11 protein-coding genes are annotated in these 15,785 nt (G+C 29.1%); 2 read left to right on the top strand and 9 right to left on the bottom strand.

Annotated elements, in window-relative coordinates; genetic code table 11:
* Positions 1-74: 74 nt before the first annotated feature.
* Complete coding sequence (locus BM384_RS04240) at positions 75-1,343, bottom strand: hypothetical protein (protein WP_090011398.1); 1,269 nt, start codon at positions 1,341-1,343, stop codon at positions 75-77.
* A gap of 123 nt (positions 1,344-1,466) precedes the next feature.
* Here BM384_RS04240 and BM384_RS04235 point away from each other — a divergent pair, with 123 nt between their 5' ends.
* Positions 1,467-2,582 carry an aminopeptidase gene (locus BM384_RS04235; RefSeq protein WP_090011396.1) on the top strand — a complete coding sequence of 372 codons (1,116 nt, stop codon included), beginning with the start codon at positions 1,467-1,469 and terminating at the stop codon, positions 2,580-2,582.
* 150 nt (positions 2,583-2,732) lie between these two features.
* On the opposite strand, the gene BM384_RS04230 is transcribed toward BM384_RS04235, so the two are convergent.
* A complete protein-coding gene (locus BM384_RS04230) occupies positions 2,733-3,566 on the bottom strand; it encodes a transposase-like zinc-binding domain-containing protein (protein ID WP_090011394.1) in 834 nt (277 codons plus the stop codon).
* 150 nt (positions 3,567-3,716) lie between these two features.
* On the opposite strand from BM384_RS04230, the gene spoVB reads away from it, so the two are divergent.
* Complete coding sequence (spoVB, locus tag BM384_RS04225; protein ID WP_090011392.1) at positions 3,717-5,225, top strand: stage V sporulation protein B; 1,509 nt, start codon at positions 3,717-3,719, stop codon at positions 5,223-5,225.
* Between the two features lie 89 nt (positions 5,226-5,314).
* On the opposite strand, the gene BM384_RS04220 is transcribed toward spoVB, so the two are convergent.
* From BM384_RS04220 to BM384_RS18475, 7 genes are all read right to left on the bottom strand, one after another.
* Positions 5,315-6,925 carry a putative polysaccharide biosynthesis protein gene (locus tag BM384_RS04220; protein ID WP_090011390.1) on the bottom strand — a complete coding sequence of 537 codons (1,611 nt, stop codon included), beginning with the start codon at positions 6,923-6,925 and terminating at the stop codon, positions 5,315-5,317.
* A gap of 20 nt (positions 6,926-6,945) precedes the next feature.
* A complete protein-coding gene (locus BM384_RS04215) occupies positions 6,946-7,905 on the bottom strand; it encodes an RluA family pseudouridine synthase (protein ID WP_090011387.1) in 960 nt (319 codons plus the stop codon).
* Between the two features lie 64 nt (positions 7,906-7,969).
* A complete protein-coding gene (locus BM384_RS04210) occupies positions 7,970-9,154 on the bottom strand; it encodes a M20 metallopeptidase family protein (protein WP_090011385.1) in 1,185 nt (394 codons plus the stop codon).
* Positions 9,155-9,171: 17 nt separating this feature from the next.
* On the bottom strand, positions 9,172-11,394 hold the full coding sequence (locus BM384_RS04205; protein ID WP_090011383.1) for a cell division protein FtsA: 2,223 nt from the start codon (positions 11,392-11,394) through the stop codon (positions 9,172-9,174).
* Between the two features lie 185 nt (positions 11,395-11,579).
* A complete protein-coding gene (locus tag BM384_RS04200; RefSeq protein ID WP_090011381.1) occupies positions 11,580-13,367 on the bottom strand; it encodes an ABC transporter ATP-binding protein in 1,788 nt (595 codons plus the stop codon).
* Between the two features lie 3 nt (positions 13,368-13,370).
* Entirely contained in the window at positions 13,371-15,101 is a 1,731-nt protein-coding gene (locus BM384_RS04195; protein WP_090011378.1) for an ABC transporter ATP-binding protein, read from the bottom strand.
* A 363-nt stretch (positions 15,102-15,464) separates the two neighbouring features.
* Entirely contained in the window at positions 15,465-15,590 is a 126-nt protein-coding gene (locus BM384_RS18475) for a hypothetical protein (protein ID WP_278280893.1), read from the bottom strand.
* Positions 15,591-15,785 lie beyond the last annotated feature (195 nt).

Genomic DNA, 15,785 nt, shown 5'->3' with positions numbered 1-15,785 from the left:
TAATAACCACCCCTTATTATTTTTCCATAAAATTATTTGAAGCTGTAAGAAAGTCTAATCTTACAGCTATAAATCTATTTTTTATTATTCAGTAATTTATATAAAACTATAGCTAACAATGATATAGCTAAGATAAATATAAAGAAAGTAATAACCACTGGAATTTTAAATCCTAATGTTCCTATTTTTTTATGAACACTATATACACATCCAATGCCTTCATCAAGCATTATAAAACCTTCCTTTGTGTATAATATTTTTTCAATGTTACTATCACTTTTTAATTTTAAGACCTCCTTATATACATTTTGATCTGATAATGTACAAATTTTTTCTTTATCCTTATTCCAAAAAATAATAGTATCCTTATCTAAAACAACTCCACCTTTATCTATTGCCATAGCATTTAAAGCATCTAATGAACTACTTTGATAAATAGGTGCTGGCACCACTTTATTACTCATAGATTTAATAAGTGGTTTTATTATTTTTTCACCTTTAAACCTTGGGGAGAAAATAGGATCTCCACCACTATAATCAGGCCATCCATACCATACCCCTTCTTCTATTTTATAAATATAATCTCTGTCTCTTTCAACTGGTCTAGGTCCCTTATTATTCATTCCTGAAAAAATAGCTTGAATTTGATTTTTACTATTAAAATCCATGCCTTTTATTCCTCTAATGCCACTTGCATAAAGATTCATACTATTATTTTTTAAATTAAGTGAATATATTGATGCATTTCCCACAGAGGATGCCTTAACTTTTTCATTTTCTTGAGATTTGGCACCATACTTTTTAAAAGCACCTGTAGGAGCTTCGCCATAATTAACTCCATTTAATATAAGTTCAATAGGTGATAAATCATACATTTCATTTTCTGAAATTCCTGAATTAGTTACAGCACCAATGGCTATATAAAGAGTTTCCGAATTGACAATAAGTTTTCTTTTAATGTTATTTCCAGACAGAGGTATATTTGAAGAAATTTTTTCTACTAAGCCACTCTCTAAAGAAAATTTATAAACTCCATCTCCTGATATGTAAATAAGACTTCCTTTATAATAGACTATATCTTCAATATCCATATCCTTATTCGCATATACATCCTTTCCTTTCCCTTCTTTATCTATACTCTTTATACAATCAGAAAAAGCTATATATATATTGTCATCATCTTTTGCTATAGATTTTGCTTTCTCACACCCCTTAGAAATTATAGTGCAATCTATATTATTCTTTAAGATATTCAAATTATATTTATTTGAAAGTTTATATAAAGAAATAGCACAAAATAAAATTAGAAAAATACTAAATATAATCTTAAGACACTTTTTCATATATTCCTCTCCTTTATTTCTTTACTTAATTTATATTTATTCACCTTTATTTTTAGACCTCCTTGAAAATAAACTTTACAATGATATACTATATATAATTAAAACCCTAAGGAGGAAAATTTTATGAAAGATGTAAGATATACCAAACTAGCACATAATTTAATTAATTATTCTTGCCGTTTAAAGGAAGGGGAAAAAGTATTAATTGAAGGTATTGGAGATTGTAAACCTTTAGTAAAAGAATTAATAAAAGAAGCTTATAAAGTTAAAGCAATTCCTTTTGTAACATTAAAAGATAATGAAATTAACAGAGAATTATTTATGGATACTTCTAAAGAACAACTTGACATGATGGCAAAATATGAATCTGAAAGAATGAAAGATATGGATGCATATATTGGAGTACGTGCAGGAAATAATTCATCAGAAACTTCAGATGTTCCTTCAGAAAAACTTTCATTATATAGTAGATATTTTAATGAACCTGTACATGGAAAAATAAGAGTCCCACAAACAAAATGGGTAGTACTAAGATATCCTAATTACTCAATGGCTCAAGCTTCTAATATGAGCACTGATGCTTTTGAAGATTACTATTTTAATGTATGTACTCTAGACTATTCTAAAATGTCTAAAGCTATGGAAAAGTTAGTTGCCCTAATGAACAGAACAGACAAAGTACGTCTAACAGCCAAAAACACAGATATAACTTTTTCAATTAAAGATATACCAGTAATAAAATGTGCAGGTGAAATGAATATTCCTGATGGAGAAGTTTATACAGCACCAGTTAAAGATTCTATTAATGGTACTATAAGTTATAATACCCCTTCTTTAAAAGATGGTTTTACTTACGAAAATATAAAACTTACTTTTAAAGATGGAAAAATCATAGATGCTACAGCTAATGATACAGAAAAAATAAACAGCATTTTTGATATGGATGAAGGTGCAAGATATGTAGGTGAATTTGCCATCGGGGTAAATCCTTTTATTTTAGAACCTATGAAAGACACTTTATTTGATGAAAAAATTGCAGGTTCAATTCACTTTACTCCTGGATGCTGTTATGATGATGCCTATAATGGAAATCAATCAGCACTTCACTGGGATCTTGTTTTAATACAAAGACCTGAATATGGTGGTGGAGAAATCTACTTTGATGATGTACTTATAAGAAAAGATGGTTTATTTGTATTAGATGAACTTAAGTGCTTAAATCCTGAAAACTTAAAATAAAATTAGTGTTTGCTACAAATCCTAACTTCTTCAGGTTAGGATTTGTCTATTTAATCACGAAAATAATATTCCATAGATATTGAATTGTCAAATATAGTACTCTTTCATAAATAAATGTTGGTATAGTTTATATAAAATATACCTACCCTCTTAGAACTCTGCAATTAATTCATATAAAAAATCTATTTCATTAAATATTTTTTCTCTTAAGAATATTAAAAACCAAGAAAGATAATGAGACAGATACTTAGTGGCAACACCTTTAAATTTTTTAAACCAGTTTTTATAAATCAGCCTAAAGTTTTGCATAAGCTCATTATTAGCTGGCACACCTTTATCTGAGCCTGCCCCATATTTCTTAGCAGCCAAATATACATATCTATCAACATAAGGCACAATATTAGAGCCTTCACTAATTCTAGGAAGAATCTTTAGCTCAAATTCCTTAAAGTTCCACACTCTCTTACATAAAGGAAGGGAAAGCATTGTATCCATATCTCCATTTGCAGATACAACTATTATCTTTTCTCTTTTATTTGTTTCTATTTTTTTCTTTCCTTTAAAGCTTTCTTTTACATCAGTTTTTATCATATGTACATTACCTTTTAACACAACTTCACTTTGAACTTTTTGTAAAGATTCTAAGATCTTATGTCTCCATAAAAAAGCTGTATTGATATTTATATTCAAAATTTCTGCGCACTCTCTTAATACTTTCTTTTCTAAAATAAGTTCACAAAATTTAAACCAATCAGATGGTTTCTTTTTGGAATAGCTCCAAACAGAATTAGTTACTGAAGAAAAAGTCTTTTTACATTCTTTGCACTTAAAACGCTGAATCCCATTAAACTTTCCATACTTTATGTACACACTTGATTTGCAATGAGGACATAGCTCCACCTTTCTTTTGGCATAAATATTTCTTTTTAATAGAGAATTAGCATGGTCTTTTAATTTTTTGTATTCAATATCTACTTTAATCATTTCAAGTCACCTCATACAAGATTATTGACATAAATATAATTTCTTAAACCTTACCAACATTTCTCTATTAAAGATTACTATATGAAAATCAATTCTATTTTTTATACATATTGAATATTAATAATTGTAGAATAAAGGGGTGAACAAGCTTTGGAAAAGGAAAAAGATAATTTTTATAAAAATTCATTTTTACTAACGGCATCTAATATTACTACAGGAATATTAGGTTTTATTTTTTCAATATATCTTTCTCATGTTTTAGGACCTGAAGGTATGGGATTATATAACTTAGTTATGCCTATATATAATTTATTCATATGTATGATGTCTGCAGGTATCTCTGCTGCCATATCGAAAATTGCTGCTGTATATATGGAAAAAAATGAACACAATAATATATCAAGAACAATGAAGACAACTGCATGCTTTAACTTAATCTGGGCTATTTCTATTGCTGTACTTGTATTTATTTTTGCGCCTATTATTGGTGAATATGGTATAAGCGATGCCAGAACTATTGATGCAATAAAGGTTACATGTCCTGCCATGGTATTTATAGCTTTATCTAATATTCTAAAAGGATACTTTTGGGGAACATCTAAAATTATAATTCCTTCTATTATTGATATATTTGAGAAAGCATTAAGAGTCTTAGTGGCTGCAGTACTTATATACTTATTTTCAGCTAAAAGCTTATCATTATTAGTAACACTATGTTACTTAGCTCTATGTCTTGGTGAATTTCAAAGTTTATGTCTTTTATTTATTTACTATAAATATTGTAAAAGGAAAATTCCAAAAACATATGAGAAACCAGAAAGAAAACCTCAGCTTTTATTTGATGTACTTGTACTCTGTCTTCCTCTTACTCTAAATGGATTTTTAAGCAACATATTTAATACACTTTCAACTTTAATTATGCCAAGATGCTTAGTAAATGCAGGTTTTAGTCATATTGAAGCCTTATCTATGATTGGAAAGTTTTCCGGTATGGCTATGATGATTATAGGCATTCCTCTTATAGTAGTTGCATCTATAAACACCCTTTTGATTCCAGACTTATCGCAAACTATGATAAAGGGAAACTACTATGATGCATCCTGTAGAATTCATAAAGTAATGAAAATAGCATTTATTTTAGGACTTGCAACTTCAGTTATATGTTTTTTAATTCCAGATAATTTAGGACTTATATTATATCAGAGAAATGACTTAGGTGATTATATTAAATATGCAGCTTTAACTGCACCAATATTTTTCCCTTCAGTTACTATGAATGGTATATTAAACGGAATAAATAAACAGGTAATAATATTAAGAAATTCTCTTATAATAGCTGTATTAGAACTTATAGGCTTATATATTTTCACTTCCATACCCTGGATAAATATTTACGGTTATGTAATTACTCTTCTATTAACCTCTATAATAAGTGTAATTATTAATCTTTATGAAGTTAAGAAGACTATTGATATTCAATTATCATTGACTAATATAGTTATTTACATTTTATTATCAGTTCTAATTTACTTTATTTTTAGTCTTATAATTAAAAACTTCTTAGGTAATCTTACCTTATTTAAAAATATAATTATCATTCTTTTAATATTTGCTATTTTTACCTATCTCGGAACTTTAGGAGAGCAAGAATATAATTAAAAAGGGCTATGGCACAAAATAGTGCCATGCCCTTTTCAAATATTTGAATTCTTATTTTTAACTTATGTCAAAAATCATTTTGACATACTTTACTTTAACTTAATTCTCATAAATCTTGGAATAAATCTTATAATCTTAGGTGAAATTGATTCCATGTCACTCTTTCTTATACCACCAAGAACTATCATTACATAAAGATAAACAAATCCTCCTGCCGCAACAAGGAAAACTACTACTATCATAGCTGTAATTCTAGTTAATGGAATAAATCTATATATTACTTCTAATGGCTGTTTTAATATCATAATTAGCATAGTCATTGCTAAAGATGCTATTATAGGCTTTATTGTTAATCTTATTATAGGCATTCTCATCTTCATAATAGAACATATCTTTCTATGATTTAAGATTGCTGGAATTAAGTGCCATAAACAATTACCAACTATAACACCATAAACATTAATATCATAAATTCCTACTAAAATATAATTTACAATAATCTTTACAACTATACCAATTGAGAAGGTCCCAAGTACATAGTAAAGTTTATTAATTCCCTGCAAAACTGTACTCTGTATCTGAGTTACTGACATTAATACTAAAACTACAGAACCATAAAGCATTAAGGTTGATCCTCTATCAGATCCATATAATGCAATGTAAACCTCTCTACTTAAAATTGATAACCCTACAGCTGATGGTATTGCTATCATAAAGGCCATTTTTAATGCATAACTTATTTTTTGCTTTGCTTCTTTTCTTTCCTTTAATACGATTGATTTTGCCAAAGATGGCAAAACAGTTGTGCCTATTGCTGTAATAAGAACTAATGGCACTCCATATAAAGTTTTATACTTTCCAAGAAGACCATATAATGTATTAGCCTCAGAACTTGTAAAGCCTGCTACGAGTAGTCTCTTAGATACATTAAGCATATCTACAATACCACCAAAGTTTTGTAATCCAGCACTAATAGTTATAGGAACTGAATATCTTATTACCTTTTGTAATATATGTTTATTTCTTCGTTTCTTATCTGCATCAATATCTTTATTAGCTTCTCTACTATAATGCTTTCTTTCATAAACATATAAAATATAGAAACATGCAAATAATGCACCAATAGAAGTACCTACCTGAGCTCCTGCATTTCCAAATTCTATACCACTATGAATAAGTATATAAGCACATAATAAACTAATTATTACATTTAAGATTTGTTCAGCTATCTGTGATACAGCAATTGTTGTCATATCATTTTTACCTTGCATAAATCCTCTAAGTACTGCAAGTAAAGATGTTATGATTATACATGGTGCTAATACTCTAATTCCTAATGCTGAATCAGGAGATTCTGCAAATTTACTTAAAGGAACTGCTAGAAGCATCATTAAGCTTGCTAATATAATTCCTAAGAATCCATAAAACCTACTTGCAACTCTAAGAGTTTTTACTGCTCCCTTAGGGTTATCAAGGGCTGTATATTCTGCAACAACCTTAGTTACAGCTGGCTGTGCTCCCATACAGCTTAATGCATAAACAAATAAAAATATTTCTGTAGTCTTTGAATATATTCCATAACCTTCATCGCCTAAAATTACTGTAAGAAAGGGAGTATATACTACCGACATCACCTTTACCATCATGCCAGCTAGGGAGAGCATAAACATCCCCTTTGCCGCCGAAGATTTTTCTCTCATTATTCCATCACCTATCTAATTTAAAATTTAAAGACATCTTGTTTTATCTTTTTAAATATAGGAGGTAATGATTCAGTTATTGTTTTATTTTTAAGATATTCTAGCTTACCGCCTACTTCTCTAAATATTAATTTATAAGCATAAAGATATTGATAATTTAAACCATACTTATTTTCAAAAAATGAATTCTTTTGTCTATCTCCATACTTATAATCTCCAACTAATGGATTACCCATGTGAGCTAAATGGGCTCTAATTTGATGACTTCTTCCTGTAATCAAGTGAATTTCTAAGAAAGAATACGCACCATTTGACTTAAGTGTTTTAACTTCCATAGAGATTTCCTTAGATCCAGGAATTTTCTTATCGTAAATTTTTGATATGTTAACATCTTCATTTTTTAATATGTAACCTGTATAAAGACCGTCTTTTATACGTCCTTTTACTAAGGTATTATAATATTTTTCAACTTCATTTTCTCTTATAGCTTCATTTAAAGTTCTTAAAGCCTCGAAATTTTTTCCAAATATAACAAGACCAGAAGTATTTCTATCAAGTCTATTGCAAGGGGCTGGTGTAAAAGTAACTTCATTTTCTGGAAGATAATCACCCTTTGCAAATAAATAAGAAAGAGCATAATCTGTTAAAGTTGGGTCTTTCTTTTTGCTATCTGGATGAACTAATATTCCTGGCCACTTTTCTACAACAAGAACATTTTCATCTTCATATGCTATTCTTAATCCACTTGGGTCTACCTTTGTAAAATTAACTTTTGTTTCCTTCTTTGTATGTATATATTTTATTTCTACTATATCCTCTTCTTGTAAAATATATTTTTCCTTTTGCTTTTTACCATTAACTCTAACATCACCTTTTCTTAAGGCTTTAAATATTGCACTTAATGGTACGTCTTTTAGAAGCTTTCTTAAAAATTTATCTAATCTCTGTCCTGCTTCATTGCTTCCAATTTCTATTCTCAAATATAATCAACTCCTAGTCTTATCCTTGGGTATATCATCCTCATTATAATAGATTAATATTAAACTAATTACTTGTCAAATATTCATAGCATATAGTACATTGAATTCCAACGCCTACTTTTAAAGCATCTTCATCAATATTAAAGTAATTACCATGGGCTGGTTTATCTGTGCCTTTAAGTTTATTTCCTGTGCCTAAATAATAAAAAGCTGATGGCCTCTCTAATGCAAAATAAGCAAAACTTTCCACTCCCATACTAGGTTCCTTCTGCTCTTTTATATTTTCTTCTCCGATAACTTCCTTTGCTGCATTTATAACTCTATTTACTACTTCTTCATTATTTATTAAATTTGGATATCCTTCATCTATTATTATTTCTGCCTCACATCTATTAATTTTACAAATCCCATAAGCAATTTCTTTTAATCTTTTTTTAGCAAATGTTCTATCATAACTATTTACTGTTCTTATTATACCAGAAATTTCAGCTTCATCTGATATTATGTTTTTCGCTGTACCAGAATGAATTGTAGCAACTGTAATAACTGCTGGATTTGTAGGATGAATTTCTCTACTTACTATTTTCTGAAGTTCATTTACTATAGAGGCTGCTGTAACTATTGGATCATGAGTAGAATCTGGGCAAGCTCCATGTCCTCCTTTTCCCTTTATCTTTATTTTAAAAGGATTAGAAGCTGCATTAACAGGTCCGCTTTTAACCATTATTTTCCCTGTTTCTACATCTTCATTAACATGAAGGCCTACAACCATATCTACTTTAGGGTCTTCTAAAACTCCATCTTCAATCATAATAGGAGCTCCTCCAATAGTTTCTTCTGCTGGTTCAAAAAATAACTTAACCATTCCAGAAAATTCACTTTTATGACTATTTAATATTTTAGCAGCTCCTAGTAATATTGCTACATGTCCATCATGCCCACAAGCATGCATCTTTCCTTCATAAATGGATTTATAAGAAATATCATTCTTTTCCTTTAAGGGAAGTGCATCCATATCAGCTCTTAATGCTATTACTTTTTCTTTTCCTTTTAGTTCACCTTTTATAACTGCACAAATACCTGTAATTGCAGTTTCTATATAAGGAATTTTTTCATTAGTTAAGAAATCTTTAATTAATTTTGATGTTCTTTCTTCTTCAAAACCTAGTTCTGGATGTTTATGAATATCTCTTCGTATTCTAATGAGCTCATCCTTTATATTATTGGCTTCATTAAAAAAATTAATCAAAATTACCTCCAAATTAATTATTCCCAATATACTTTTATTTCATCGCCCTCTTTTAATAAATCTGTATATCCTGCCTTTTTACCATTTAATTCAGTAACAACAGCCTTTCCTTCATGAAGAGCAAGGTTAAAGTCGATAAAATTAAATATATCTACAAATATATATGACTTTTTACCGCTTAAATATACCTTTTCACCATTTACAATTACTGTGATGCCATCTTCTGATTGTTTTTCCTTAAAGGAATCATCATTTTTTATAGCTTCATTTTCTTCCAAAACTTTATCTTCTTTTAAAGATTGGTTCTCTTTTGAGACTTCATTTTTTTCTGAAAATTGATTCTCTAGGGCAGCTTCTTCTGATGCTACTGCTTCCTTTTCTACTTCTTTCTTAAATTCATTAAATTCTTTAATTGCATTAACTGTATTTATAACAGCTTCCTTTTTTGCTTCTTCCTTTTTTAATCTTTCTTCTTCAGCCTTTATTTCAGCTATTTCATCAACCTCAGTTTTTATAAATAATTTTTCTCCTTCTGAAACTCTATAATCATCATCAAATTCATCATAATTAATATTAACTAGAGTCTTTTCTGTCTTTAATACATACTTTTTAAAATCACTTATCTTATTAGGAAGGAATACTTTTACTTCGTCTCCTTCTTTAATCTTTTCTTCAATGGAGCTAACTACATCATTTATTATACATACAGGCTCAATATTAACTATTTCATCATCAACATATACTGATAATGTTATTACATCCTTTAAGAAATCACTTATCTTAGCTTCTGCATCTTTTCCATTTTGAGCATATTTTATTTCAATTTCATCGCGCTCATTAATTTCACTTTCAATATCTGCCATTTCTCCGTTTATAGTTATTTCTGCATTAGTTCCCATTTCTCCAAAAGCAAGTCTTTTTCTTCCATTAACAGTAAATCTAATATTTTTACCTGTTTTAGCTATAAGTAAGCTTGGATTAATACCAGCTTGAAGTAAAACATCCATTACATTATGTTTATGTGAATTAAATAAACTTACTGGTTCACCATTTAAAGTAACATCAATAAAGTCAGTTCCAAGACTTCTTATTGCACATAGTGCTATTCCAAGGACTGTTACTCCTGCAGAACCTATGGAATTATCAGAAACACATTCTAATACCGAACTTCTGTCCTTTATACCAATTCTCTTCTCTGGCATTGAAAGATCCTTTGCTACTTCTTCTAAAAGCCCTGGTGTATGAGCTCCCCCTCCAACTAAAAATACTGCTGAAGGAGCTTTCCCACCATTTAGTTCTGTAATTTTTTTTGAAATAGCTTCTCCAAGTTTACTTACAACTGGATTAATAAGCTTAAAAACCTCTTCAGGTGTAATACTATTTTCAAAGCCCAAAACATCTGTATAAGTTATTTCATTTCCTTCATTAACTTTTCTTTTAATTTCTTCAGCTGCATTAAAGTCTACAAGGTATTCCTGTGCAATAACTTCAGTAACTTCATCTCCAGCTATAGGAACCATGCCATAAGAGCTTATTGTTTGTTTTGAACTTATGGCAATATCTGATGTTCCTGCTCCTATATCTACTAAAGCTATATTTAAAAGTCTTAAATTATTTGGAACAGCCGCCTCAATAGCTGCAATTGGTTCTAGGGTCATATTCATTACCTTTAAGCCTACTTTATTCATTACTGTATATAAGGAGTCTATTACTGATCTTGGAAGAAATGTTGCAATTACATCTGCACCTGCTATTTCCCCCTTATGACCTAAAAGATTTGAAATAACATAAGAATTTAAATAATATTCCTTAACAGAATAACCTACACAATAAAGTTTTCCTTCTGTACTCTTATTAACCTCTGCCTCAGCTTCTTTAACTGCACTAAGTTCAAGGGTTCTAATTATATCTTTATCTATCTCTTGCTCATCATTAAGCTCAATATCTGCCTTTGCTTCGCAAGTTCTTAAAAATCTTCCTGCTGCTGCTATTGATACTTCTTCAAGCTTAAAGCCTATTTCTTTTTCTATTTTTCTTTTTATACTATCAACTACTTGTGATACTAAGTTTATATCATGTATCTGACCATCTACCATAGCCCTTTCTTCATGTTCCTGATACTTTTCACAAATAACTTCAAATTTTTTATCCCTAATAATCCCTACAGTTCCTATAACAGAGCGTGTCCCAATATCTAACGCAAATATTATATCCTTAGGGTTAAATTTCCCTCTATCCATATACTACCCTTCCTCTTTATCATATTGTTTTCATTTTTCACACTATTAAAATTATATATTATTAAGAAATACTATTCAAATAGAAAAGTATTAGGGAAAATAATAAAAGCTTAATTACGAAATAAAGTGATAAATAGAAAAGAGTAGCTAAAAGCCTCTGCTTAGCTGCTCTCCTTAACTATTTTTTACGCACCTTCATTTAAGAATTCATATTGTGCCATATATAAATCATAATAATATTTCTTATTTTTAATTAATTCCTCATGTCTTCCAACTTCAACTATTTTTCCATCTCTTACAACCATTATCTTATCGCAGTCTCTTATAGTAGAAAGTCTATGAGCTATTACAAAAGAAGTTCTTCCTTTAAGAAGTTTTTCTATGCCTCCTTGAACTAATCTTTCAGTTTGAGTATCTATATTAGAAGTTGCCTCATCAAGAATTAATATTCTTGGGTCTGCAAGTAATGCTCTAGCAAAAGAAATAAGCTGTCTTTGACCAAGTGATAGTCTTGAACCTCTTTCATTTACCTCTGAATCATATCCATCTTCAAGTTTCATAATAAACTCATGAGCATTAACTGCTTTAGCTGCTTCAATTATTTCTTCATCAGTAGCATCAAGACGACCATATCTTATATTTTCTTTAATACTTGTTGAAAATAGATAAGTATCTTGAAGCATTATTCCCATTTGATTTCTATAAGACTCTAGTTTAACTTTGCTTATATCTTTGCCATCAACTAATATTTCTCCAGAAGTAACATCATAAAATCTACTTAATAAAGATACTATAGTAGACTTACCTGCACCTGTTTCTCCTACTAAGGCAACCTTTTCTCCTGGTTTTACTTTAAAACTTACATTATTTAAAACCTTATCTCCATCTTCATAAGCAAAGCATACATCTTTAAATTCCACATTTCCCTCTATCTTTGGCATAATCTCTGCATTTTTAATATCTGTTATAGTAGGTTTAATTTCTAAGACATCAAATATTCTATCTGCTGCTGAAAGATTAGTGACTAAGGTATTATAAAAGTTTGAAAGATTCATTATTGGTCTCCAAAACATTCCTGCATACATAGAAAATGCAATTAATGTTCCCACTTCAATTTCTCCTGCAACTGACAATTTATAGCCTACTAAAAAAACTATAGCTGCTGAAAATCCAGAAGATAATTCGACTAAAGGCCAAAAAGTATCATTAAGTCTTATTGCTTTATTCCATGATTTCTTCTGCTCTTTTACAAGATTACTAAAATCATTAATTTTATCTTCTTCATTAGCAAAGGATTGAACTACTTTTACCCCTGAAAATTCTTCATGAGTAAAAGCATTTAAATTTGATCTTTTCTTTCTGTAAACTTCCCATCTTCTTCTTGAAAAAATCTCTATACAAAACATAGCAAGTGCTAATATAGGAAGGATTAATATACATATTACTCCTAATTTTATATTCTGCATAAGCATTGCAATTGATAAAATTAATAAATTTAAAAGCTGGGGTATTAGCATTTGAATACTTTGATCAAATAAATTCTTTAATGCATTTACATCTCCAACAACCCTAGCTAAAATTTTACCCACTGGCCTATTATCAAAGAAATCAAAAGATAACTTTTGTATATATGAATAAAGTTCTTTTCTTATATCAAGGAGTATTCCATTAGTTATGCTATAAATCTTTTTCCACCTTAAAACAGATGCTACTAAGGCTAATATATTGGCTACTACTAAAATCACACCAATCATAACTAGACCCTGTATATCTCTATTTTTAACCTTATCATCAATGGCTACTTCAAGAAGATAGGGAATTAATACACCACAGAACATTACATATAACATGAGTAAAATTACTTTAATTGATTCCTTGTTATATGGTCGCAAATAAACATATAGCTTTGAAATCAATTCTTTCTTACTTCTTCTTGTACTATTTTCATCTTTATTTATTGTATTTCTCGCCATAGTCTATGACACCCCTCTTTCTAAATCGCAAAAGTCTTTAAATTGCTCCTTATAGATATTAAAGTAGCAACCTTTCTTCTTAATTAGTTCTTCATGAGTACCACTTTCTTTTATCTCTCCATTTTCTATATAAAGTATAATATCTGCATTTTTAACTGCTGAAATTCTATGAGCTATTATAAAGGTTGTAGAACTTCTCTTATCACTATTTAAGTTATTTAAAAGACTATGTTCAGTTTCCATATCCAGTGCTGATGTAGCATCATCTAATATTAAAATAGGTGCTTTTCTTAAAAGTGCTCTTCCAATAGATATTCTTTGTTTCTGTCCTCCTGAAAGGCCTATACCCCTTTCTCCAATTTCAGTTTCAAATCCATCTTCTAACCTCTCAATAAAGTCAATACAACAGGACTTTTTGCATACATCTTTCACTTCATCTTCTCTAGAGGACTTGTTACTAAATTTAATATTATTCTTAATGGTATCTGAAAATAAGAATATATCTTGTGGAACTATGCTCATGCCTTTTCTTAACGTATTAAGATTGTATTCTTTAACATTAACTCCATCTACTAAAACTTCACCCTCTGATGTATCATAGTATCTTCCAATTAAATTAATAAGAGATGTTTTACCTGAACCTGTAGTTCCCATAACTGCTACTGTACTTCCTGCAGGAACCTTTAAATTTAAATTTTTAAGAATTTCTTCCTCATTATATTTAAAAGTTACATTTTTAAATTCTATATCTCCATTAATATTTTCTGGAGAATATGAACCTTCTTTAACTTCAGATTCTCTATCCATAATCTTAAATATTCTCTTTAAGGAAGCTGAACTTCTAGATATTAGATTTAAAAGCTCTCCAAAGCTTCTCATAGGCCATATGAGATTCCATATATAACCACTAAAAGCTATAAGTGTACCTATTGTAATTTTCTCATTTAAAACAAAGGCTCCACCAAACACAACCATCATTATAAGAGAAATATTAGTTAAAAACTCCATAGCAGGAAAGTATCTTGCGATTATTGATGACTGCTCCATATTTAAATCATAATATTCCTTATTTAATTTCATAAATTTCTTAATTTCAAACTTTTCTCTTGCAAAAGATCTTACAAGTCTTACACCTGCTAAGTTTTCTTCTGCTGTAGTATTTATCTTAGCTGTATTATCACTTAACTTTCCATAGCTTTCTCCAAACTTTTTTTCTAGTTTAAGCCCCATAAATACTATAGGAATCATAACTACAATACATATGAATGTAAGCTTCCAACTTAAACTTAATAAAATAGCTGTTGATAGTACAAAATAAATTATATTTTCTACAAAAAGTCTAAGTCCATAACCTATGGTCTCCCATACAGTTTCTGCATCTTCACCTATTCTTGACATAAGTTCCCCAGTATTCATATCATCGAAATATTTGAATTCTAGAGTTTGAATATGACAAAATAAATCATTTTTCATCTTTTCATGGACTTCACTACTAGATAAATCATAAGTGATTTCTTTTGCATACCCTAATATTGCTTTTAAAATAGTTATTCCAAAGATAGCTGCAATTATAGGATACGCAACTTCTGAGTTTTGACCAATAATTCCTTCATCTAGAAGTTGCTTTTGAAGATAAGGTACACATAAATCCAAAAGAATAATAACAAGCATTGCTATACTTCCTATTGCTATACGTTTTTTATATTCCAAAATGTACTTTGAAATTCTCTTCATCTTTTTCCTCCTTAAATACTAAACTTAAATAAACATGAATACTTAGAAATAATAAAAGACCATGGATAAGTCCATGATCTTTTATAAATAGTTCTATCTAGAATTGAATTAAATATAAAAATAAGCCATGGACCAATAGTCCATAGCCTTAATATTTCAAAATATCACTTAAATTCTCCTTAAAGGTAGGACTAATGTTTATTAAAAATTTACTATTAAATCTAAATCTTAAATAAGCATATTTATTAAACATATTCCTTTCCTCCTTTAATTAAAACTTATTGTTTATGTTTTCCATATTTACAAGTGCATTCCATAAAATAGTGAATGTCAACTCCATTTTTTATTTTTTACTATAAAAATTTAACTTTTATTCTCTCCTGGTGTTAACTTAGTCAAAACTAATGCAATAATTACTATTGCCAAAAATATTTTAACATTGCTACTTAATCCATTTATTATATTTACAACATCTAAAATTTTAGACATGAAGCTCACCTCTTTACATAACATTCATTATCTACTAATACATATCTATGTTTTTAAAGCTATTAATATGTTACTGATTTTAATACAGCAAAAAAAGAGGCTCAATTATGAAATAGAGTGATAAATAAAACTAGCTATTCAAATATAGGTGGACGGCCTTTAAAATTCTTGATTTTATAAGGATGTTTACCCTGT

Source organism: Clostridium sp. DSM 8431, assembly GCF_900116755.1.
In the GTDB taxonomy this organism is placed as follows: Bacteria; Bacillota; Clostridia; order Clostridiales; family Clostridiaceae; genus Clostridium.
Note: the sequence above shows the minus strand (reverse complement) of the source record. Positions and strands in the feature narration are given on the sequence as shown.

Bases quoted from the DNA above. Each gene is read 5' to 3' on its own strand.
- BM384_RS04230 (WP_090011394.1), bottom strand. From the start codon at position 3,566: ATGATTAAAGTAGATATTGAATACAAAAAATTAAAAGACCATGCTAAT.
- BM384_RS04200 (WP_090011381.1), bottom strand. From the start codon at position 13,367: ATGGCGAGAAATACAATAAATAAAGATGAAAATAGTACAAGAAGAAGT.
- BM384_RS04235 (WP_090011396.1), top strand. From the start codon at position 1,467: ATGAAAGATGTAAGATATACCAAACTAGCACATAATTTAATTAATTAT.
- BM384_RS04205 (WP_090011383.1), bottom strand. From the start codon at position 11,394: ATGGATAGAGGGAAATTTAACCCTAAGGATATAATATTTGCGTTAGAT.
- BM384_RS04195 (WP_090011378.1), bottom strand. From the start codon at position 15,101: ATGAAGAGAATTTCAAAGTACATTTTGGAATATAAAAAACGTATAGCA.
- BM384_RS04240 (WP_090011398.1), bottom strand. From the start codon at position 1,343: ATGAAAAAGTGTCTTAAGATTATATTTAGTATTTTTCTAATTTTATTT.
- BM384_RS04220 (WP_090011390.1), bottom strand. From the start codon at position 6,925: ATGAGAGAAAAATCTTCGGCGGCAAAGGGGATGTTTATGCTCTCCCTA.
- BM384_RS18475 (WP_278280893.1), bottom strand. From the start codon at position 15,590: ATGTCTAAAATTTTAGATGTTGTAAATATAATAAATGGATTAAGTAGC.